The sequence below is a fragment of the Chryseobacterium phocaeense genome, assembly GCF_900169075.1.
In the GTDB taxonomy this organism is placed as follows: domain Bacteria; phylum Bacteroidota; class Bacteroidia; order Flavobacteriales; family Weeksellaceae; genus Chryseobacterium; species Chryseobacterium phocaeense.
In genome coordinates this window covers 1,843,086-1,866,750 of the sequence record NZ_LT827015.1, presented here as the reverse complement: position 1 = coordinate 1,866,750, position 23,665 = coordinate 1,843,086, and the positions used below count along the sequence as shown (strand labels likewise).

Annotated in this window: 20 protein-coding genes; 19 read left to right on the top strand and 1 reads right to left on the bottom strand. The window is 38.0% G+C overall.

The annotated features are described in order from the left end of the window. Positions 1–162 precede the first annotated feature (162 nt). Positions 163–1,476, bottom strand: a complete 1,314-nt coding sequence (locus tag B7E04_RS15270; RefSeq protein WP_139785412.1) for a hypothetical protein — start codon at positions 1,474–1,476, stop codon at positions 163–165. A gap of 859 nt (positions 1,477–2,335) precedes the next feature. On the opposite strand from B7E04_RS15270, the gene B7E04_RS15265 reads away from it, so the two are divergent. The 19 genes from B7E04_RS15265 (at position 2,336) to B7E04_RS15175 (ending at position 23,661) form a co-directional block, all read left to right on the top strand. Further along, positions 2,336–3,715: a dipeptidase gene (locus B7E04_RS15265; protein ID WP_080780707.1), complete on the top strand. Its 1,380-nt coding sequence runs from the start codon at positions 2,336–2,338 to the stop codon at positions 3,713–3,715. 137 nt (positions 3,716–3,852) lie between these two features. Next, positions 3,853–4,773, top strand: coding sequence for a T9SS type A sorting domain-containing protein (locus B7E04_RS15260; RefSeq protein WP_165439450.1), 921 nt, complete (start codon positions 3,853–3,855; stop codon positions 4,771–4,773). 277 nt (positions 4,774–5,050) lie between these two features. Then, a complete protein-coding gene (locus B7E04_RS15255) occupies positions 5,051–6,067 on the top strand; it encodes a T9SS type A sorting domain-containing protein (protein WP_080779400.1) in 1,017 nt (338 codons plus the stop codon). Between the two features lie 81 nt (positions 6,068–6,148). Next, positions 6,149–6,853, top strand: a complete 705-nt coding sequence (locus tag B7E04_RS15250; protein WP_080779399.1) for an SDR family oxidoreductase — start codon at positions 6,149–6,151, stop codon at positions 6,851–6,853. A 516-nt stretch (positions 6,854–7,369) separates the two neighbouring features. Then, positions 7,370–8,386 carry a T9SS type A sorting domain-containing protein gene (locus B7E04_RS15245; protein WP_080779398.1) on the top strand — a complete coding sequence of 339 codons (1,017 nt, stop codon included), beginning with the start codon at positions 7,370–7,372 and terminating at the stop codon, positions 8,384–8,386. 202 nt (positions 8,387–8,588) lie between these two features. Continuing rightward, entirely contained in the window at positions 8,589–9,335 is a 747-nt protein-coding gene (locus B7E04_RS15240) for an electron transfer flavoprotein subunit beta/FixA family protein (protein ID WP_080779397.1), read from the top strand. A 104-nt stretch (positions 9,336–9,439) separates the two neighbouring features. After that, entirely contained in the window at positions 9,440–10,387 is a 948-nt protein-coding gene (locus B7E04_RS15235) for an electron transfer flavoprotein subunit alpha/FixB family protein (RefSeq protein WP_080779396.1), read from the top strand. 189 nt (positions 10,388–10,576) lie between these two features. Further along, on the top strand, positions 10,577–11,176 hold the full coding sequence (locus tag B7E04_RS15230; protein WP_080779395.1) for a bifunctional nuclease family protein: 600 nt from the start codon (positions 10,577–10,579) through the stop codon (positions 11,174–11,176). Between the two features lie 20 nt (positions 11,177–11,196). After that, positions 11,197–12,579, top strand: coding sequence for a nucleoside permease (locus B7E04_RS15225; protein WP_080779394.1), 1,383 nt, complete (start codon positions 11,197–11,199; stop codon positions 12,577–12,579). A 115-nt stretch (positions 12,580–12,694) separates the two neighbouring features. Next, a complete protein-coding gene (locus tag B7E04_RS15220; protein WP_080779393.1) occupies positions 12,695–13,249 on the top strand; it encodes an RNA polymerase sigma factor in 555 nt (184 codons plus the stop codon). Next, positions 13,215–13,934 (top strand): hypothetical protein, encoded by a 720-nt coding sequence (locus tag B7E04_RS15215; protein WP_080779392.1) that lies wholly within the window; start codon positions 13,215–13,217, stop codon positions 13,932–13,934. The genes B7E04_RS15220 and B7E04_RS15215 overlap by 35 nt, the downstream gene beginning before the upstream one ends. 78 nt (positions 13,935–14,012) lie before the next feature. After that, on the top strand, positions 14,013–15,110 hold the full coding sequence (locus tag B7E04_RS15210) for a hypothetical protein (RefSeq protein ID WP_080779391.1): 1,098 nt from the start codon (positions 14,013–14,015) through the stop codon (positions 15,108–15,110). 149 nt (positions 15,111–15,259) lie between these two features. Next, entirely contained in the window at positions 15,260–15,664 is a 405-nt protein-coding gene (locus tag B7E04_RS15205) for a hypothetical protein (RefSeq protein ID WP_080779390.1), read from the top strand. 194 nt (positions 15,665–15,858) lie between these two features. Beyond that, on the top strand, positions 15,859–17,037 hold the full coding sequence (locus B7E04_RS15200) for an acetyl-CoA C-acyltransferase (protein ID WP_062647245.1): 1,179 nt from the start codon (positions 15,859–15,861) through the stop codon (positions 17,035–17,037). Between the two features lie 106 nt (positions 17,038–17,143). Next, a complete protein-coding gene (locus tag B7E04_RS15195; RefSeq protein ID WP_080779389.1) occupies positions 17,144–18,634 on the top strand; it encodes an MFS transporter in 1,491 nt (496 codons plus the stop codon). Between the two features lie 205 nt (positions 18,635–18,839). Continuing rightward, positions 18,840–19,232, top strand: coding sequence for a DUF3060 domain-containing protein (locus B7E04_RS15190; RefSeq protein WP_080779388.1), 393 nt, complete (start codon positions 18,840–18,842; stop codon positions 19,230–19,232). Positions 19,233–19,432: 200 nt separating this feature from the next. Beyond that, on the top strand, positions 19,433–21,598 hold the full coding sequence (locus B7E04_RS15185; RefSeq protein ID WP_080779387.1) for a T9SS type A sorting domain-containing protein: 2,166 nt from the start codon (positions 19,433–19,435) through the stop codon (positions 21,596–21,598). 196 nt (positions 21,599–21,794) lie between these two features. Next, positions 21,795–22,721: a mevalonate kinase family protein gene (locus tag B7E04_RS15180; RefSeq protein WP_080779386.1), complete on the top strand. Its 927-nt coding sequence runs from the start codon at positions 21,795–21,797 to the stop codon at positions 22,719–22,721. A gap of 10 nt (positions 22,722–22,731) precedes the next feature. Further along, on the top strand, positions 22,732–23,661 hold the full coding sequence (locus B7E04_RS15175) for a UbiA family prenyltransferase (protein ID WP_080779385.1): 930 nt from the start codon (positions 22,732–22,734) through the stop codon (positions 23,659–23,661). Positions 23,662–23,665 lie beyond the last annotated feature (4 nt).

Genomic DNA, 23,665 nt, shown 5'->3' with positions numbered 1-23,665 from the left:
TAACAGATCCAATTCTTGAAATTCTTTTCCAAAAAAAAGACCAACTTTTTTGGAAACATACTTACTCTAGGCTGTTCATATACAAGATTTCTGATTTGTTTTCTCCGAGAATCTTCTTTTATAAATAAATACACTACCGAAAATATGATTTATTGAAGAGCACTATTTTTTGAAATTTTTGTTTACCGTTAAATCTACTATTTTAATGGTATCTCTACTTTTCTTTATCACAAATACACTGCCATTTCCATAATGTAAAGAATCTTTATTGTTATTCGTTAAACGGGCGGTCAACAAATCAGCATCAATGATCGTCTTTTCATACTTAAACAGACTATTAGCTACAACGATTGACGTTTGTCTGTCAACAATGACATTTGTAACCTTTGTCTGCCCCTTAAAAGATGCTAAATCAAATATGTCATTTGTATAATAAGTCTTGTACTTGTATTTAAAATTAAAATAGAAAGAGATTCCTAAGATGATCACAGAAAAGAGAATGAAATATTTCCGGGCTTTCTGAAAAACCAGTAATATACAGATCAGGCTAAAGAGAACATACGGCACCATAAATCTTGGTTCCAGCCCCGAAAAAAAAGTTCTGTATCTTAATAATACAATATAGCAATAATAAAAAATAGCCAGTACAAAAATATAAAGAATGTATCGGGAATATTTCTTGTAGTGTTTTAAATAAGTTCCAAAAGCTGCAATCATTAAAAATAAAATGGAGAAAAAATAAACATGATATTGCCTCTTAAACTCATGATAGTGGCTTATATTGAATGATCCTTTTATAATTTTTAGTAAGCTGTCAGAATTAGGTATTCTGTTTTCTCCGGTGATACTCCCTATAAAGTAGAGTCTGAGGATAAAAACAATCAGTAATGGCAAAGTAGTTAATACTAAGAGAAGTGATTTTCTATTGATGCTAAATCCATTCAGGTAGATGATACTAAACGGAATCAGAAAAATGCCGGTATGCTTTGTTTCAACCAGCAAAAAGAATAATCCGGCCAGAATTAAATGACTTCTTAAAGAATAATCAAAATTTTTGATAACATAAAGAATGGAAATAATGCAAAAAACAAATAAAGGTTCTGCCGCATTTGATTTATAAATACCATGGAAAAATGATAAGATCAGGATTGCAACAACATAACCATTTTCTCCTTCCAGGATCTTTCCAAGCAGCTTATAACTGGCAATAAATAACGACAAGCTCAGACTAAATAAACTTATTTTCAAAGGTAGACCAAGATAAGAAACAGCTGCTATAAGCAGAGGATATCCTAGTGGCCAAACCGTGCTGTATTCATTATTGGAATAGTAGAACCTTCCTTCTTTAATATAATTAGCCAGGCTTATGTAATCATAAGTATCTCTGGATAATGAGAAGAAAAAATAAGTGTAAATAGAAAATAGCAGAACTAGACCCAGTTCCATCATATAATTTAATCCTTTAGAATTTTTCATTTTGTGTTTTTGTGCATGGAAAAAATTGCTCATGGATAAATCATTATTACATAAACAATTTTATTTGGAAATATGATTTTTGATTATAAATAGCCACAACTTGATCTGCCAGGTTAGTGATATAGCTGGATTTTATTACTGTTGTCGCTTTTCCAGTTGGTGTTGCTCCTGCTATTTGGCGAAGATGAAGTCTAATACTTTAAGTTCATCATTTTTGGATGCTATAGATGTTTGGATGTATATTTAGCTGGTTTAGCCATGATAATTATGCCGTTATAGACAATAACTTAGCAGCCTTTCAACTTATGAGGGGTTGGAAATAGCATTGGATGTGATTGACATTTTTTTTCGATTTTAAGTTGAACATTTGTGAGGTGGTAAAACAAAATAAAACCCGCATAAAATCAAAATAAAATGCTGATGAATAAGAAAAATTGCCGGGTTTGTGTAATTTTGGTTATGATACTATAAAAAAATAATGGTATTTCTTCACTTTTCATTTATTTATTTCGCCGTCTGTAATGAGTTTTTGATCAACTTATCCATATAAACTTGAAAAATTACCCGTACAATTTACCAGAAGTTACATGGGTAATCTGTAGAAAGTATATGAGTGATTGTTTTATACGGTTTTAAGCGTATATAAAATGGCTTTCACCAGGAATCATTATAAGACGGAATATGCTGTAGATTCCAGCCATTACTTCTTGCATTTCCCGTCTTGCTTTATTGATAAATAAAAATGAATGAAAAAAAGTATTCCCTTTGCTTACTAAATTTTACTCTTATTCGGAAAATTATCTGTTTTTGCTTGCTGCTGCAGGCCAATTTTTTTATTTTTAACAAAACAAATTTTAAAATGCAAGAGACATTAAATTACATCAACGAAAACAAACAGCGTTTCGTGGATGAATTATTTGAGTTATTGAGAATTCCTTCTATTTCTGCAGATCCGGCCTATAAGAACGATGTATTGAAATGTGCGGACTTGTGTGCAGAACATTTGAGAAATGCAGGAGCAGATCATGTTGAAGTATGTCAGACAAAAGGCTATCCGATTGTTTTCGGAGAGAAAATATTAGATAAAAACCTTCCTACGGTATTGGTATACGGGCACTATGATGTACAGCCTGCTGATCCGCTTGAATTATGGAGAAAACCACCTTTTGAGCCGTACATTGAAAAAACTGAACTTCACCCGGACGGAGCGATTTTCGCCAGAGGTTCCGCAGATGACAAAGGACAGTTCTTCATGCATGTAAAAGCTTTTGAAGCGATGATGAAGACCAATACACTTCCTTGCAACGTAAAATTTATTCTGGAAGGTGAAGAAGAAGTGGGATCTGTGAGCCTGGGAGATTTCGTTAATGAAAATAAAGAAAAACTTTCCTGCGACTGTATCCTGATCTCTGACACGCATATCTACAGCAACGAACAGCCAACGGTAACAACTGGTTTAAGAGGATTGAGCTATGTGGAAGTGGAAATTGAAGGACCAAACAGAGACCTTCACTCAGGGCTGTACGGGGGAGCGGTTCCAAACCCTATCCACGTACTTTCCAGAATGATCGCCAAACTGATTGATGAAGACGGGCATATTACCATTGATGGATTTTACGACAACGTAGAAACTGTATCTGATGCCGAAAGAGCAGATATGAACAAACTGAAGGATAATCCTGAAGAGTTCAAAAAGTCTATCGGGCTGAATGGAGTGGAAGGTGAAAAAAGCTATACTACGCTGGAAAGAACCTCCATCCGTCCAACTTTAGACTGTAACGGAATCTGGGGTGGATATACCGGAGAAGGGGCTAAAACAGTAATTCCTTCCAAAGCTTCCGCTAAAATTTCAATGCGTCTGGTTCCTTATCAGACTCCTGAAGAAATCACAGAAAAATTCACTAAGTATTTTGAGAAAATTGCTCCTGAGAACGTTAAGGTTAAAGTAACACCGCATCATGGAGGAATGCCTTATGTTCTGCCAAGTGATACCAAAGAGTTTTTAGCAGCCAAACAGGCCATGGAAACGGCATTTGGTAAAGAAGTTCTGCCCTACAGAAGTGGAGGAAGTATTCCAATCACCGCAATGTTTGAAAAAGTATTGGGCGCTAAATCCGTATTGATGGGCTTTGGACTGGATTCGGATGCCATTCACTCACCCAATGAACATTACGGACTTTTTAATTTCTACAAGGGAATTGAGAGTATTCCATTATTCTTTGAAAATTATTCGAAATAATAAATAGCTTATAAGCATATTGATAAAGCGTTCCGGAATCGGAACGCTTTACGCTTTTTTATGAGAATATCCCTATCAAATGATATTTTTTTAGATGTGGTATGTGTTTATTTTTAGTTCTACCTAAAAATAATACCATGAAAAAGAACTATTTATTTGCATTCTGCTTGTTTTCAGCATTTTATTTGGCGCAGCAGCAGGTGGTTTCCTTTGAAACACTGGATGGATTTTACACAGGAGACATCAATGGACAGGGAACTTGGATCAGTACGCCCACAGGCGATTTCCCTGCTAATGTCCTCAACCAGACAGTTTGTTCAGATGATGCCTCTGATGGTTTTCATTCCCTCAGAATTATAAAGGAAAATACGTATGGAACCCAGTCTATCCCTATTATAGGAGCATTTAATAATCTTCCTGTCATGCTGCCCTATAATAATTTTACGGTTTCTTTTGATATGAAGATGTCTCAGCTTAACGGATCCATCTTTAGTTTTCAGGGACTGAGCAGTGCGGATGAAAAATTCGTCGTCAGATTGGATTTTGATCATACTGGAACAGTTAAAGTACTTAAAATGATTTCAGGTGTACCGGTCATGGAATCTGTATCTGCTATCTGGGAACCCAATCTTTGGTACAGTCTTACAGTGATGGGAACTGCTACAGGTATTAAATATTATCTGAATGGAATGCTGATTTGTTCAGGCACGGCCGCAGAATCAATAGATATGAATCAGCTGCGTTTTGTACATGATAATACTGAGGGAACAGCTTTTATTGATAACGTCAAAGTGTATAATGAAGCCCAGCTTTCATCATTAGATAAAACTTTGAACAAAAATACCGTCAATATCTATCCGAATCCGGCTGCGGATTTTATTTCAGTCTCTGTTGCCGGAAAAATAAAAAGCTCTGAAATATTTGATGTTGCAGGAAGAAAAGTGCACTCAGGATTGGAAAATGATAAAATAGAGGTGGCAAAGCTGCCGGCGGGTCTGTATTTAATCAATATTAAAACAGAGAATGGAAGTTTTTCCGGGAAATTTATAAAAAAATAATCATAACGCGATATGATATTGACTTTCCATTATTTACGAGATAATAATAATCATTTGGTGAATGTTTTTGTGATTTAATGATTTTTTAGTTAAAATATTTTTATTGTAGGAATTTTTTAGAAAAATAATTTAAATATTATATAATGTTTAAAATGGATTAAAATAACATATTGTTGGATTTATTGTTTAAAAAATTATTTTATTTCATATTTATGATTAATATTTTACCTATTTAGAATAAAAGTTCTATATTTACCAGGTAAATAAAAAAAATAACATGAAAAGAAATCTACTAGTTTGCTTAGCATTAGCTTCAGCAATTTCAACTTCTGCACAGCTTTTAGAATCCGACAACTATAATTCCTATACTATAGGAAATGTAGCTACTTCTACAGCAGGCACCGTGGCCGGACAAGGAGGTATGACTGTCTATAATGGAGCGGTTACTGATTTTCAGATTGTAAATGGTGATGCAGCTCATGGAAAATACCTTCAGGTAACAGGTGGAAATGATGGTGCGGCTACATCTGCACGTTACGTTTTTAAAAGCGGATTGGAGACAGCCTGGGCTGCAAGAACGCCTGGAAACAACATTGTTAAAGGAAGAGCCGAAATTTATACCGGAACCTCTACCAATCAGCATGCATCTGGAATAGCCCTTTTTGGTGCTGATGACGGAATTGTAGGAGTAAGATATAATTCTCAGACAAAACTGATGACAGGACTGGCTTATCTTGATACAGGATTAAACGCTGCCTTTTATACGATTACAGGGATCTCCGCAACTGTTTACCCAGCTAATACATGGGTAACCGTGGGATACAGTTATAATAAGACAACCGGAGAAATCACTTATACAATCGGAAACGCAGCACCTATTACGCTGACAGTAAGTGGAGCCACTACCGTAGCAGATATTGATCCTACGGAATTTGATGTGTACAGTTCTCCTTACAGAGCTTCTGCAACAGCTCCTGTAAATGCAGGACCAACTACTTTTGGTATCGATAATTATTCCGTACATGCCGGTAACAATACTACCTTGGCAACTGTTGAAAATGATGCCAGAAAATCTTCAATTATTGCAATCGGACCAAATCCTACGGTTGATTATCTGAATATCCTTACCGAGATGAAAATCAGTAATCTTGAAATTTATGATATGTCCGGGAAAAAAGTTCCGGCTCAGCTTGAAGGAAATAAAGTGGATGTAAAAAATCTTAATTCAGGAAGCTATATCGTAAGCTTTGAAACAAAAGACGGGAAAACAGTCGAAAAATTCATTAAAAAATAATACCTGTAAAATTCAGGACCAGCAAAACGCCTCAATTGGGGCGTTTTTTTTATTTTTAGAGGACTAAAAAAAATTAAAAATATGTCAGATCAGAAAGTAGCCTATATTACAGGGGGAACAAAAGGAATCGGTTTCGGGATAGCCCGGATATTGCTTGAAAATGGTATTTCAATAGCTTTTTCAGGACGAAAGCAAGAGGATGTGGAAAAAGCAGAACAAGAGCTTAAACAGTATTCAGAAAACGTTCTGGGGATCGTTTCTGATGTAAGAAGCCTCGAAAACGAACAGGAAGCAGTACAGCAAATAACGGAAAAATTTGGCAGGCTGGATTTTGTGATTGCGAATGCAGGCCTTGGAATATTCAAGCCTGTCGATGAGTTGAGTGCCGAAGAATGGAACTCTATGATAGAAACAAATCTCACAGGTGCTTTTTATACTTTAAAAGCCACTGTGGAAGAATTAAAAAAGACAGAGGGATATTATATCACGGTTTCAAGCCTGGCAGGGGCCAATTTCTTTGAAAACGGAACCGGTTATAATGCTTCAAAATTCGGAGTGGTAGGATTTACTCAGGCTGCAATGATTGATCTCAGAAAATATAACATCAAATCTACGGTCATTATGCCAGGTTCTGTGGCTACGAATTTCAACGGAAATATCCCTTCAGAAAAAGACAGCTGGAAGATCCAGCCTGAGGATATGGGAAATCTGGTTCTGGACATTCTGAAAATGAATCCAAGGGTTTTGCCAAGTAAGATCGAGTTTAGGGCTACTAAACCGGCATAAAAAGGACCGGAAGCCGGAAGAGTGAAGCAATTGAAGTTTAAAGGACATCTATATTAGTTTAATAGTTTTAAACTAGTTATTGGTTATGATAACGGTAAGAAATTTTCAGTCCGATACTGACTTCCAGCTTCCTTCTTCTGGCTTCCCTCTCTTTAACATATTGGAAATACATAAAATATTTTTAGTTCAGGGCAACCTTTTTAAAATTAGGTGGTCTTATCAATAGAAAGTGATTTGCAGAAACTTATTAAGGATTTTCCGGATAAGTTCATAAGATGGTTGAGAAGCTTTATAACCTTCAGAAGTGGCCTGAAATCAGCTTAAACAGGGGATTTGTATATCTTGCTTCCGGGATTTAAAACTCCCTAATTTTAGGTATTGATTTCATTTTTAAATTGAACTAGGTTTGCAGGCATAAAGCGAAAAATGTAAATAGATTGCTTGGAATTTAAGATAATTATTAAGTAGGCTTACTCATAATTGTTATATTGATATCGAATTTAAAAAAAATATTTTATGAAAAAAGTTTTATCAATGGGCGCATTTGTATTCGGTCTGGTTCAGACATTCAATGCCCAGTCCTTACAAAGTGATGATTTTAATGCCTACACGATAGGGAATGTGGGTACTTCCATTACCCCGACAGTACCAGGGCAAGGTGGATTTTATACGGACTTTGTGGGAGGCTCCAATTCAGATGCCCAGATTGTAAACATAGATGCGGCGCATGGTAAATCTTTGCAGCTTACAGGAAGTGCAACGGGAAGTGGAACAAAGTATATGTGGAAAAAAGGATTAGATATAGCATGGGCCTCAAGAACAGCGGGAAATGATATCCTTAAACTGGAATTTAATTTGTACACGGGAAGCGCTACAGGAGGCTCTGGCAGGGGAACTGTTTTAGTTTATGATGGAACAACCCATAAAACACTGCTTGGGGCCGGATATGATTATGCCTCGAAAAGAGCGATTGGGATAGCCTACTATACGAATACTGCGACTGGAGTAACAGGGAATTATCTTTTTTATCTTGAGCCCAATACCTATACATATCCTGCCAATACATGGATTAAATTAAGGTGTACATTTAATAAAACTACAGGAGTAGCTACCTGGACTAGCCCCGGAGGTACCGTTTACAGCCCGTCGGGAACATATACATCGGCTGCTGTAGGGGTAGATCCTTTTGAAATGGATTTTGTTTCAGCAGTTGAGACAGGAAATACGGTAGCTCATCCTACTTCTTTTGATGACTATACACTCATCGCTACCAATGCAACTGTATTAAACACAAAAGAAGTGATTGCAGAAGATGACAATATTTTGGTTTATCCTAGTCCGGCCACTGATATTATTACACTACAGTCTAAATCACAAATTACCAAAGCGGAAATTTATGATACAGCAGGAAGAAAGATGAATACGAAACTTGAACATAATAAAATTGATGTCAGAGGTCTTAATCCGGGAGTTTACGTCATCCATATGGAGAGTCACGGAGCTGTGTTTTCTAAGAAATTCATCAAAAAATAATACAGGCATCATCCATAATAAAATAAAAACGCTCTACATCAGAGCGTTTTTATTATTTTTAATGCGCTGAATAATAAATCGATATATATTATGCATGCATAATATATTTTTTGTTTATATTTACAGGAATTAAAAATATAAAATCCCGGCATTGAACCAATGGGTTTTCATGCGATAAAGGGAGAAAAATAAAATAGTACACATGAAAATATTAGTTTGTATCAGTAGTGTTCCGGATACTACTTCCAAGATTAACTTTACAGCAGATAAATCTGCCTTCGACAAAAATGGAATTCAGTGGGTAATCAATCCTTTAGATGAATTTGCATTAACAAAAGCAGTTAAACTTCAGGAATCTCAGGGTGCAACTGTAACAGTGATCAACGTAGGAGATGCTGCTACAGAACCGGTGGTTAGAAAAGCATTAGCGATCGGTGCCAATGATGCAGTAAGAGTAAACCTTGATCCTAAAGACAGCTATTCTACAGCAAAAGAAATTGCTGCCGTAGCGCAAAACGGAGGGTATGACCTGATCCTTTGCGGTAAAGAATCCATTGACTATAACGGAGGTTCCGTACCTGGAATGGTAGCTCAGCTATTGAATCAGCCTTTCGTGAATGCATCGGTAGGATTGGATGTAAATGGAAGTGAAGCCACTGCAGTAAGAGAAATTGAAGGTGGAAAAGAAACGATATCAGTAAAATTACCTGCCGTAATTGCAGGACAAAAAGGATTGGTAGATGAAAAAGATCTGATCATCCCGAATATGAGAGGAATCATGTCTGCAAGAACAAAGCCTTTGCAGGTGGCGGAGCCGTCTTCTTCTGAAGTGAAAGTTCAGGGAGTATCTTATGACAGCGTACCGCCAAGAGCTGCTGTGAAAATGGTTTCTCCTGACAATCTGGATGAATTGGTAAGATTACTTCACGAAGAAGCTAAAGTAATCTAAAGGTTAGAAGCTGGAAGCCAGAAGAAGGAAATTAAAAAACCTTGGACTGAATCCAATTTCTTAATCTATTAATTTTCAATCTTTTAATTTTTAAATTTAAAATAATGGCAGTATTCGTATACGCAGAAAATATAAACGGAGTTTACAAAAAAGCAGCTTTTGAAGCAGTTTCTTATGCTAAAGCAGTGGCAGATCAGGCAGGAGATACCGTAACGGCAATCTCTGTAAACCCAACAGATTCTTCAGATTTATTATACAAATATGGAGCATCCAATGTAATTAATATCAAAGACGAAGGTCTTAAAAACTTCTCAGCAAAAGCATTTGCCCAGGCTGTAAGTGAAGTGGCTGATGGAAATGTTATTGTTTTCCCTCACACTACAGACGCTTCATCTATCGCTCCAATGCTTGCAGTAATGAAGAATTATTCTTTAATTACCAATGTTCTGGAAGCGCCTGAAAGTCTTTCTCCGTTCCAGGTGAAAAGAAGAGCATTCTCAGGAAAAGGGTTCATGCATGCAAAAGCTGAAGGAAGCGGAGTAATTGTTACCGTATCTCAAAATGCTTTCGGAGTAAAGGAAAGTGCAGTGTCAGGTTCAGAAGAAGTGAAAAACCTGTCAGTAGCCAATGAAGATACTAAAGTAATCTCTCATGAGCAGAGCTCAGGGAAATTAGACCTTAAAGAAGCTGAAATCGTTGTTTCTGCAGGAAGAGGAATGAAAGGTCCTGAAAACTGGGGAATGGTTGAAGAGCTTGCTAATGTTCTGGGAGCTGCTACAGCATGTTCCAAGCCGGTTTCTGATATCGGATGGAGACCGCACACAGAGCACGTAGGACAAACAGGTAAAGCTATTTCACCTAACCTTTATATTGCAGTGGGTATTTCCGGAGCCATCCAGCACTTAGCTGGGGTAAACTCTTCTAAAACAATCGTAGTAATCAATAACGACGCTGAAGCACCATTCTTCAAGTCTGCTGATTATGGGGTAGTAGGAGATGCATTCCAGATCATTCCTGCTTTAACGGAGAAAATTAAAGCCATTAAAGGATAAAAAGTCAATAGTGAAGAGTCAATTCGCCTTGCTTGTCAATTAATAATCATTCATTTGCGAAGCAAAATTCACTATTGATAATTCACAATTTACAATTCACTTATAACATAAAAGCTCGGGCTTTTCCGGGCTTTTATTTTTGCGTAAAAAACTGAAAACACAACAAAAAATTAATCTATATTTGTACCTATGGATTATAAACAGCTAATTATTCGCGGAATATCGTACAGCCAGACCCAATCAGGGGCGTACGCTTTGTTATTGGAACATGAAGAGACACATATAAAATTACCTGTTGTCATAGGAAATTTCGAGGCTCAGTCTATTTCGCTGGGACTGGAAAAAGATATCCATCCGCCACGTCCGCTTACCCATGATCTGTTCACCAAATTTATCGTTTCTGCCAATTATGAATTGGTTTCTGTTATTATCTACCAGATCGTAGATGGCGTATTTTTTTCTAATATCAATTTTAAAAATAAAGCCAATGATGAGGAGCTGATCCTGGATGCAAGAACTTCTGATGCAGTGGCCATGGCCGTAAGGTTTGATGCTCCCATTTTTACCACGCAGCAGGTTCTGAATGAAGCAGGAATCCTTCTTGAACTGGAAGATGTTTCAAAAGAAGATCAGCCGTTCTCAGAAACCGTACAGTCTGAAGATAATTTAAAAGCTGTATCTATGGAGGAACTTCAGAAATTATTGGAGGATGCTGTAAAAGAAGAGGATTTTGATACCGCTCTGGAAATTCAGGAAGAAATCAAGAGGCGGAAAAAGAAAATTGATTAAGAGATACTTTATACTAAACTATGAATTTAAAATTACGACTGACCATCCTCAGCTTTCTCCAGTTCTTCGTTTGGGGAGCATGGCTGATTACGATGGCTAATTTTTGGTTCGGTACAAAACACTGGGACGGAACACAGTTCGGAGCTGTTTTCGGAACCATGGGAATAGCTTCCATTTTTATGCCGACCATTACCGGGATTATTGCTGACCGCTGGGTAAATGCCGAACGGATTTTTTCGGTACTGCATATTCTGTATGGTATTATACTTTTTATACTGCCTCATTCCGCAGATCCCAACTCTTTCTTTTATCTGATGCTTCTGGCCATGTGTTTTTACATGCCAACCATCGCCCTGGCGAATTCTATTTCCTACACCGTTCTGAAAAACAGTAATCTGGATGTGGTGAAAGACTTTCCGCCCATCCGTGTCTGGGGAACCATCGGGTTTATTGTAGCCATGTGGATTACCAACCTTACCGGGAATAAAGCCACTGAAGGACAGTTTTACATAGGGGGAGCCATTGCCATATGCCTGGGAATCTATGCGCTGACGTTACCGAAATGTCCGCCGCAGAAACTTATCGATAAAAATGCACCGCTTTCCGAACAATTGGGACTGAATGCATTCAAGCTTTTCGGAAGCTATAAAATGGCTCTGTTCTTTCTATTTTCAATGCTTTTGGGAGCTGCACTTCAGCTGACCAATGCGTACGGGGATGTATTCTTAAGCGAATTTTCACATTTCCCGAAATATGCAGATTCATTTGTTGTACAGAGATCCACAATTATTATGTCTATATCTCAGGTATCAGAGACCCTGTTTATCCTTGCAATTCCTTTCTTTTTGAAGAAATTTGGAATTAAAAAGGTAATGCTGATATCTATGCTGGCCTGGGTGTTGAGATTCGGGTTCTTTGCCTATGGTGTGCCGGATGGCTTCGGGCTTTCACTGATTATCCTTTCCTGTATCGTCTATGGAATGGCGTTTGACTTCTTTAATATTTCAGGCTCTCTTTTTGTAGAAACTACAACTGATAAAAAGATAAGATCATCTGCACAGGGATTATTTATGATGATGACCAACGGTTTCGGAGCTCTTTTCGGAAGCTATATTGCCGGTTGGGCCATTGATAAATTTTTTACCCACAAATTCACAAATGCTTCAGATCTGTCCGCTTATCTGGATACCACAGCGGATAATCCCACTTTTCTTGAGATCCTTAAAAACAGCTTTAATTCAGCGGTGAATGCAGACGGAACACTTTCTAATGTAGTGATGGTGAAAGACTGGCAGAACATCTGGCTTTCTTTTGCAATGTATGCGTTGGTGCTTGCTATATTTTTTGCCATATTATTCAGGCATAAGCACAATCCGGAAGAAGTTTCTTCAGTAAAACATTAATTATAATCAATTGATTATTAAAATATTAAATTGCACTTTCAAAAAAAGTGCAATTTTTTTTTATTTTCGGGCAACCTTTTATTATAAACCCCGTCTTATAGATAGAAACTGAAACATGGAGAATCTTGAAAAGAATTTTTTACTGGCAAAAAAACAGGACCGGCGAGCCCAGAAAGCTCTGTACGAGATGTTTTCAGCTAAAATGCTGGCCATAGCCAATTCTTATGTCAATAATATCCATGATGCGGAAGATATCCTGATCAATGCATTTATGAAATGCTTTACCAAGCTGGATGAATGCAGGGAATGGAAAAGTTTTCCGTTCTGGCTTAGGAAAATTATAGTGAATGACTCTATAAGCTTTGTCAGGAAAAACAGGAACATCCTCTATGCCGATATTGAAATTGCAGATGATTATTCTGATGACGATGGAGATGAGCGGCTGGAAGAGCTCAATGTTGAGGAAATCCTTTCACAAATGCCAACAGGATATAGATTGATTTTCAACTTATATGTCTTTGAAGAGAAAAAGCATCAGGAGATTGCAGAAATTCTGAATATTTCAGAAGGTACCAGTAAAAGCCAGCTGAGTAAAGCGAAAAAATGGCTGACGGAATTTTTAAAAGCTAAACAAAATGAGAAAAGAGATACTGAAACAATTAAAATCTGACTATGAAAAGCTCGAAATAAAGCCTTCTGCAGACCTTTGGGACAGGATGGAGCGGGAGATGGGAGATGAGCCGGCTGTGAGCCTTAAAAAGCCGTTTCAGTGGTGGGGATACGCTGCTGCCGTATTATTGGTATTGCTTTCGGTAGGAACCGTACTTTATTATAATCTCAGAACTGAAACTGATCATAAAAAGACAGATTACATCGTGAAAGAGAAGTCTCGTAAAAAAGTGAATCCTGTCAACTCAGATCTTTTCGTTCAGCCTGTGATTTCTGATGAAAAAGCTCCTCATAAAAATGAAATAAAGATAGCTGCAGAATATTCTAAAAAAATAGTAATCCCGGAAAAGGTATTAACTCCCGGAAAAGAAATACAAGTAAATGAAACTGTAATTCCTGAACAGAAGGAACAACAGATTGCAGGGCATCACACTGAAGAGATCAGAACCGTTCAGGAAAATAAAGGAATTAATCATTCTGATCTTGCTGTAATGGCAGAAGCGAACAGGCCAAAATCAAATTACATCAACCCGGATGAGCTTCTTTTGGGCAGGGAATTAGATAAAACCCGTGAAAGATCAAACAGGGAAGATCGGAAATATGGGGTCATTAAACTCCATAAAATAGTTCCGGATGTAGGTAATGTAACCGTTTTGGGAGTGACCGTTTATCTGGATCCCAAATAAATCATCAACACTTTATAAAAATAAAATACTGTTCTGAATGGAACAGGGAGAGCATATTGTCAAAAAAAATAAAAAAACATGAAAACCAAGTTTGCTTTAATGGCGGCTGCCCTTGCTTTTACGTGCAGCTTTGCCCAGGAAACCCCGGATGTTAACCAAAAGATATCACAGTATTCTAAAAAGATCGACAGCATCGTGGTAGCCGAAAAATCAAAAATGAACATAGAGCTGGATGTGATAGATCGTCAATTTAGTGAAAAGAAGATCACCTCAGAGGAAAAACAGAAACAGCGTGAAGAAACAGCTTTTAAATACCAGCAGATCATTAATGATAAGGTAGATGCACAGCAGGGAGAGCTTCAGCAGGCAACCCGGGAGATTGTAAAAAACTCCGTATTGATGAGCCATGATTCTGCCGGTTCTAAAAATGAAGCATGGCTGGGTATTGATGGGATTAATATGAAGTTTGGAGACAGAAAGAACACCAATGATCCAAGATATTTCCTGAAAACCCTTGACATCTCGGTAAGTCTCATGGGAAGCGGACTTACTTCAAAAGACCAGCCTTTCAGCTTTTATAACAAGGATTCGGAGACGAGGAATACGGTTTTCAATTCGTCCCAGTTTGCGCTCCGCTACGAAGCCCAGATCGGAGGCTTCAAAAGCCCGGTTTTCTACCGTTTTGGTTTAGGAATGAGGACAGACCAGTATGTGCCTAAGTACGGAAATGTTTTCAAACAGGAAAACACGAATCTTTTTATAGATGATTTCAACAGGGGAAATTTAAAGAGCACAAGACTCAATATTACTTATATCTACATCCCTGTGGACCTGAGGTTTGTTTTAAATCCTAGCTACACAGAGTATGAGGGTGTGAAATATCTGGACAACAGAAAAAGACAGCTGAGCCTGATCATGGGAATTTATGGCGGCGTAAAGGTAGGAAGCGTGAACTATATTAAGTATTCCAATGAGAATACCAAAAGGATGGTGGAAAGGGAAAGAATTATGAACGGGATCAACGATTTTGTTGTTGGAGGGAAATTTGGAATCAGTTATGCAGGCATTAAGCTTTTTGTTCAGAAAGATTTTAATCCGATATTTAATAACAGCGCCCTGCTGAAGAAAAAATATGGACTTCAGTTCGGCATCGAACTCGCTAACCTAGATTTCTAATTAAATATTAAAAGTTCGTTTTCATTGAATTAAATGCAATTTTTGTGGTTTTTCTTTATAACTAACAAGCGTTTGGGTAGAGATCAACCGTTTTTGAAACACACTGGTTAAAAGTGTGTTTTTTTTTGTATTTTGGCACTTTAGTAAATATGAAAAATATTCAGTTATTAGGATTGATTTTAGTAGTGGCAGGCAGTTTTCTGCCTCTTGTTCATGTGCCCATTATCGGCAACTGGAACTACTGGAAGCTGGACCACTATCTGGCCATTGCATGCTGGATTTTTTCGGCATGTGCCGTTTTTGGAATTGTGAATAGCAATACTAAAATAGTGAGATTTTTCGGAATCCTGCTGGTCCTGTTATTTGCATTCACGCTGGTAGCCGTTAAAATGCAGTCTCTGGACTATTTCAGTTTTCTTCCGTTTAAATCCTGGAGAGAAGCTTTTGCAGGCGTTGTAAAGTTGAAATGGGGATGGATTGTAGAATTTTTAGGGGCTTTCCTGATGATTGTGGCGGCTGGTAATAAAAAAGTTAATAAACGCACGCAGATATGAAACATTTAAAAATAGCATCAGCAGCTTTATTGATGTTGATATAAAATTGTGGAAACCCAGAATAGTATGATCAAAGTGCACTCCAAGATTGGAGACAGCAAGTTTGAGCTTATTAACATTAAAGTAAAAAAATAGAAAAGTATATCAGGGCCGCAAGGCTGAAAATTTTGTTTAAAAAGTAAAATATAATACACATGAAAGAAGTATTCATCGTTTCCGCAGTAAGAACACCTATCGGGAGTTTTATGGGAAGCCTTTCAACGGTTCCGGCTACGAAGCTGGGATCTGCTGCTGTAAAAGGAGCATTAAATAAAATCAATCTTGATCCGAAAAACGTTCAGGAGATCTATATGGGAAATGTTCTGCAGGCAGGAGAAGGTCAGGCACCGGCCCGTCAGGTGGCTTTGGGAGCAGGGCTGTCTATTGAAACACCTTCTACTACGGTAAACAAAGTATGCGCTTCCGGAATGAAAGCCGTAACGATGGCTGCACAGGCTATTAAAGCAGGTGATGCGGATGTGATTGTTGCCGGAGGTATGGAAAATATGTCTATGGTTCCTCATTACTATAATGCAAGAGTAGCCACGAAATTAGGCGATATTAAAATGCAGGACGGTATGGTTCTGGATGGTCTTACCGACGTATACAATAAAGTACATATGGGAGTATGTGCAGAGAAATGTGCCGTAGACTACAGCATTTCAAGAGAAGATCAGGATAATTTTGCAATAGAATCCTACAAAAGGTCTGCAAAGGCATGGAGTGAAGGGAAATTTACAGAAGAAGTGGTTCCTGTGGAAATTCCTCAGAGAAAAGGAGATCCTGTCATCTTTGCTGAAGATGAAGAATACAAAGCAGTAAATTTCGATAGAATTGCAACACTTCCTACGGTATTTAAAAAAGAAGAAGGCACAGTAACCGCTGCCAATGCTTCTACATTAAATGACGGAGCTTCTGCTCTGATCCTTGTTTCCAAAGAAAAAATGGAGGAGCTGGGTCTTAAGCCTTTGGCGAGAATCGTTTCTTATGCTGATGCAGCTCAGGAGCCTGAAAACTTCACAACAGCACCGGCTAAAGCCCTTCCGATTGCCCTTAAAAAAGCAGGTCTGGAGGTTTCTGATATCGATTTCTTCGAATTCAATGAAGCATTCTCTGTAGTAGGACTTGCGAACAACAAGATATTAGGATTGGATGCGGCTAAAGTAAATGTAAACGGAGGAGCCGTAGCCATCGGGCACCCGCTTGGAAGCTCAGGATCAAGAATCATCGTTACGCTAATCAACGTATTGAAGCAGAATAACGCCAAATATGGTGCTGCAGCGATCTGTAACGGCGGTGGCGGGGCTTCTGCCATTGTGATTGAAAATATGTAATATTCACCTTTAGAATATATTGCCATTAAGGAATCGATAATTTTTATAAATTCTTATCGATTTCTTAATGGTTTTTTTATTTTTGTGCTACTAATATTTATTTGAAATGTCTGAAATTGAGAATCAACAACCTCAAAACATAAAGAATAATCCGCGGATTATGAAGGCCTGGGCCGTATACGACTGGGCAAACTCAGTATATTCGCTGGTGATTACTTCTACTATTTTCCCTATTTATTATTCCATACTGACCACGGCTTACGAGAAAAAGGAGTACGTGGAGGAAACAAAATCATGGATTGACGTTCCGGTAAGGCATATGATAAAGATTTTCGGGAAAGAATACCAGCCGGATGCGGTGTACGGATATTCACTTACAATATCATTTTTTATTGTAGTGCTGCTTTCTCCGTTCCTGTCTTCGCTGGCGGATACCATTGGAAATAAAAAATCATTCCTGCAGTTTTTCTGTTACCTGGGTGCCACTTCCTGTATGGGGCTGGCCATGTTTACAGGCATGCATAACGTATTTTTAGGCCTTTTATTCAGTATTACGGCGAGTGTAGGCTTCTGGGGAAGCCTGGTGTTTTATAACTCCTTCCTGCCGGATATTGCCACGCGTGACAAGCAGGATGCGCTTTCTGCCAAAGGGTACGTATATGGATATATCGGTTCTGTGGTATTGGTTGTCATTTGTCTGGTACTGATCCAGGTTTTTGCAAAAGGAGCGGCACAGCAGCTTTTGTTTACAAGAATCAGCTTCCTTTTAACAGGAGCATGGTGGTTCGGTTTTTCCCAGTACACGTTCAAGCATCTGCCGCAGTTCGGGGATGTGAAGGAAAAGCTTCCGAAAGACCTTGTTCTGTTGAATTATAAGAATATTTTTAAAAAACATGAAGAGCAGGGTGGTTTCTTTGAGGTTTTGAAAGACAATATGAGCTTTTATAAAGATATTGCAAAAGAAAGTTTTCATGAACTGTTTAAAGTTGGAGGCGTATTGTTTAAGGATAAAAACTTAAAATTCTTCCTTTCAAGTTTCTTCTTTTACAGCGTCGGAATGCAGACTATTTTCCTGATGGCCACATTATTCGGAAAGAGTGAGATCAACCTGGCTCAGGATAAACTGATAGGAACGCTTCTGGTGATTCAGATTGAGGCTATCATCGGGGCGGTGATCTTCTCCAGGTTATCCAGAAAGATAGGAAACAAGAATGTAATTTCCATAGCTATTGTATTATGGATTGTCGCATGTCTTTGGGCCTATTTCCTTAATAAGGAAAACCCTACGGTAGAATACCAGTTCTATGGAGTAGCAGCGGTAGTTGGATTGGTAATGGGCGGACTTCAGGCGATGTCAAGATCTACATATTCCAAGCTTCTTCCGGAAGATTCCATGGAAAATACCACGTACTTCAGTTTCTATGACGTATTGGAAAAAATAGCCATCATTATCGGGACGTTTATCTTTGCAACATTGATTGAACATTTCAATAATATGCGTATCGCTGCACTTTCTATGACCATATTCTTTGCAGCGGGACTTATCCTGATCCGTTTTCTGAAAGTAAATATGCTGAAAAGCAGAGATACCCTGTAAAATCAGACAACACTTTGATTTTAGTAAAATAACAAGAGATGTCTTAAACTTAAGGCATCTTTTTTATTGAAGAACAATGAGATGAAAGAAAATTATTGTGTTTCAAATTAAGGTTCAGATCAATGAACAAAGTTTTATATTTGTGGGAGCTGTCAGCCACGTAGCTGGCATTTTAATTGTATCACATTCAAAAAAATAAATTAATATGAAAATTATGAAAAAAGCACTGGCACTTTGTATTCTTTTCGTGGGAATCAGTGTTACCTACGCACAAACAACGGTGAAAACCACCAGCACTCATGGCAAAAGCACCAAAAGTGATAAGAAAATCGAGGTGGACGGCGTGGGACATAAGCAGACCTATTCGTCAGATGGCGGAAATGCAGAAGTGGCCGGCGTAAATAATACAATTACCATTAACGGCTATGCTGCTAAGCTGGAAGTATCCGGTTCGGGAAATACGGTTTTTATCGATAAGGTTTCGCGTATTGTGCTGGAAGGAACTAATAATAAAGTCTTCTATAAGGCATCTACAACAAAATCAGGAAAGGCTGAAATTTCTTCAACGGGAGTGGGGAATAGTGCAGTGAAAAAATAACAGGACAGTACGGAATAAAATACACAGGGAGTTGGATTGTCATATTCAGCTCTCTTTTTGTTTTTATTATCCCGGATTCAGATATTTTTAGTATGCTGATTTTTTATTGTGATTTACTCATTAATTAAATATAAATCCTATTTATTTGTCACTAAATATTGATTTTTTTTGTTTATTTGCAGATCTAATTAACTGTAAAAATGATAAGGAAAATTCTACTATTGTGTCTGGCGCAATGCTTTGTCCTTGGTATGTCACAACACCTGAGACCCATTGCCCAAAAAATTTATGAATCTCATTCCGCGAAAAGTGATTTTCAAAAGTATGATCTGTTTCAGGTTAATAAATCTTCAGGCAAACTTGCCCAATACAAACGTGCTGCAACCGATATTACGGTGATCAATTTAAAATCTGCCGAGCTGGAAAGGCTGGTGAAAGAAAAACCGGAATACCTTGAAATAAGCTTCCCTTTCAACGGGGATCAGCAAATTACAGTGGAGCTCTATAAAAACCGGATTTTCACAAATGATTTTAGAGTGGTAACCAATAAGGGTAACATTGTCAATTACACTCCGGGAGCTTATTATATCGGAATAGTAAAAGGAGATAATACTTCTGTGGCTGCTTTCAGTTTCTTTAATGATGATATTGTAGGGATAGCTTCCACTTCTGAACTGGGGAATGTGGTGCTGGGAAAAGCAAAAAATGCAGAGGATTTTGTAAGCTATTCAGAATCTAAGCTTACCGGAGCCAATCCTTTTGTATGCGGAGTAGATGAGCTGAAAGAAAATCAGGAGAAACACATCTCATTCGATCCGGCAGCCGGTAAAAAAGCCATGACGGAAAACTGTGTACGAATCTACTATGAAGTATGCTTTAAGCCTTACCAGAATAACAATTCCGACGCGACTACAACCACCAACTGGCTGACAGCGGTTCACAACAATATTGCTGCACTGTACACCAATGATGAAATCAGGGTGGCACTGAATGAAATCTATATATGGACCACACAGGACCCTTATACAGGAGCACCTAACGCCAATCTTTCCAATTTTAGAAATAACAGGCAGACCTTTAACGGAGACCTGGCACACCTGATCAATGCTCCGTCTACTACAAGTGTTGCTTATATTAATTCTTTATGCGGAACCTATAAACATGCGTACTCAGGTATTTCTCAGACGTATTCCAATGTGCCGGTATACTCCTGGACTATTCAGGCCATGACGCATGAAATGGGGCACAGCCTTGGATCTCCTCACACCCATGCATGTGCGTGGAACGGGAACAATACGGCCATTGACGGATGCGGTGCACAGGCAGGGTACAGCGAAGGCTGTACAGGCCCGATTCCTTCTTCTACAGTTAAAGGGTCAATTATGAGTTACTGTCATCTGGTTGCAGGAGTGGGGATCAGCTTTAATAATGGTTTTGGTCCGCAGCCTGCCGCATTGATCAGAAATACGGTAGATTCAAAACCCTGTTTGGGAACCAACTGTACTACCGCCTGCAGTACGACCATTACCCAGATGAATATTTTGGATATTACCCAGATTTCAGCCAATGCAGCCTTTACAGATGCCGTTTCTACATCCTGGAAATACAAACTGACCAAAATGGATGAAACCTTGGTGCAATCCGGAAATACCAACTCTACCACCATTAATTTTAGCAGCCTTCAGCCTGCAACATATTATAAATTGTCTGTAGGAACTACCTGCTCAGGATCCAATGCCTATCAGAGAACCCAGGTATTCCTCACAGACGCGGCATGGTGCGACGGGGCGCTGTTTACAGACACCGGAGGCCAGACTGCAGGATATGGAAATAATGAGACGGTGATCAAAACATTCTACCCGTCTTCGGGAGCACTTACAATGACTTTTACGGATTTTGCCCTGGAGCAGGATTATGACTTTATGTATGTGTACAACGGTCCTTCCACAACATCTCCATTATTTGCCAACGGAAATAACCTGACCGGAAATACAGTTCCGGGACCATTTACTTCTACCCATCCATCCGGAGCAATTACTGTAAGATTTGTATCTGATCCGGGGGTTACAGGAAATGGCTGGAAAGCCGGGTTCTCATGTAATGTTTTAGGAGTTGATGAGGTCACTAAAAATGAAGGACAGGTGAGTATGTATCCTAATCCAGCTAAAAATATAATTGTTATTTCGTCTAAGGATGCGTTAAAATCCTATAAAATTTATGACGAAGCAGGAAGGCTTATCATGTCTGCCTCTTCATTAAAAGAAAACAAGCAGGAAATCAATATTTCATCCATGCTTGCAGGAAATTATGTAGTAACAATAGAAACAGAGAAACAGACAGTCAATAAAAAACTGATCAAACAATAGTATATTTTTGTCTGTTTAATAGTAAAAGCCTGATTATTTCAGGCTTTTCTGTTGGTACCAAGTCAAATGAGTTATGTTCTTTATAATATAGTAAAAAAGTGAAAGGGTTATTCCTGTAAAAAAATAAGAATTCGGCTCGGGTTTTGCTTATATTCAGCGGAATAATTTTAACTTTGTAAAAAGATTTATTGTCAAAATGACGAACCCTCTGTTTTATGCAAAAATAATTCTGTTTGGAGAATATGGGATGATTGAAGACTCCCAGGGGCTTGTAGTACCTTACAGTTTCTATAAAGGAACCCTTAAATTCTCAGATTTAAGCTCTGAATTTGAGCTTAAGTCCAACAGACATCTGCAGAAATATTCTGATTTTCTTGCTGCGCTTGATCTTTCTGATGATTTTAAATTGGATATCAACCGCTTTAAAAACGATATTGAATCCGGACTTTTCTTTGATTCCAATATTCCTCAGGGATATGGAGTGGGAAGTTCAGGAGCTCTGGTAGCGGCTATTTTTGAAAGATATGCCATCCGCAAACTGGATCCTGAACAGATTTCAAAAGATAATCTGAAAAAATTAAAATCTGTTTTCGGTGAAATGGAAAGCTATTTCCATGGCAAAAGTTCAGGGATGGATCCGTTGATCTGCTATATGAACCTGCCGATTCTTATCGAAAATAAAGAAAACCTGGACCGGGTTTCTATCCCTGAAGGAGAGGAAGGAAAAGGAGCTATTTTTCTTATTGACAGTGGAATTACCGGAGAAACCGGACCTATGATTCAGATTTTCTTCGAAAAAATGAAAACGGAAGGTTTCCGCAAAACATTAAAAGAAGAGTTCATCCGTTACAACAACGCATGCATAGAATCTTTCCTTAAAAAAGACATGAATCCTTTCTTCAGAAACCTGAAAAAGCTTTCACACTGGGCATATGAACATTTTCGCCCGATGATTCCTGAAAGTATTTTCAACATCTGGAAAAAAGGTCTCGATTCCAATGCCTATTATCTGAAACTCTGCGGAAGTGGCGGTGGCGGATATATTCTGGGCTTCACTAAAGATTACGCGAAAGCGGAAAAAATGCTTGAAGGCTTCCAGAAAGAAGTGATCTACAGATTTTAAACAGACTGGAATGAATTCTGAAAAAGAAACTTTCCAATCTAAAAATGATGTCTCTAAATCTCTATTTTACAGATTCTCACAATTCGTGGGCTTTCTGATTGGTGCAAGGTTCTTTGTTGCAGTTTTACTCACTTTTGCTCTGTATGTATCTACGTTCTTCCTGTTTAACCAGGATGAAACGTTCAGGAAATTTGTTTTTGACTTTAAAGTACACGGCATTATTTTCTGTACGGTAATCACTATTTTGGCAGGAGGAATTATCAATCAGTTTTATGACCTTGAAAAGGATCATGTGGTAAAACCTTTCCGGACCAGGATCCAAAGCTTTATCAAGCAGAAGTATTTTTTATATGCCTATCTGGCACTCACTGTGATTTCTCTTGGTGTGGCGTGGATGATTTCACACAAAGTTTTTGTTTTTTTCCTGGTTTACCAGTTTTTTATGTGGTTTTACAGCCATAAATTAAGCCGGATACTGATCATCAATAATCTTACTTTCGTAAGTCTTACTTTATATCCTTTCTTCGGAATGATGGTGTATTACGAAACTTTTTCCAGAAAAGTAATGCTCATGGCCATTTTTCTGTTCCTGATTCTTTTATGCATCGATATTGTGAAAGACATGCTTACGAAAAGCGTAGATAAAGCATTTGGATATACTACCATTCCCAATTATTTTAAGCATAAAAATACCTTGGTCATCATCATTTCCCTGCTGGTGATTACAATGGCTGTTTCCATGAAACTGATTACAAGAACAGGAATATCAGGTTTTATGGCCTATTATTTTACGGGAGGGCTTTTTGTGTTTATTGTATGTATCTATCTTTTGCTGAATGCTTCCCGGAGAAGTAAATTCTTCACACTCAATATATTAAGATTTTGGGTGTTTGTGGGAATTATTGCCATGCTTTTGAATGGAATTGAAAGTAAATTATAGAAAA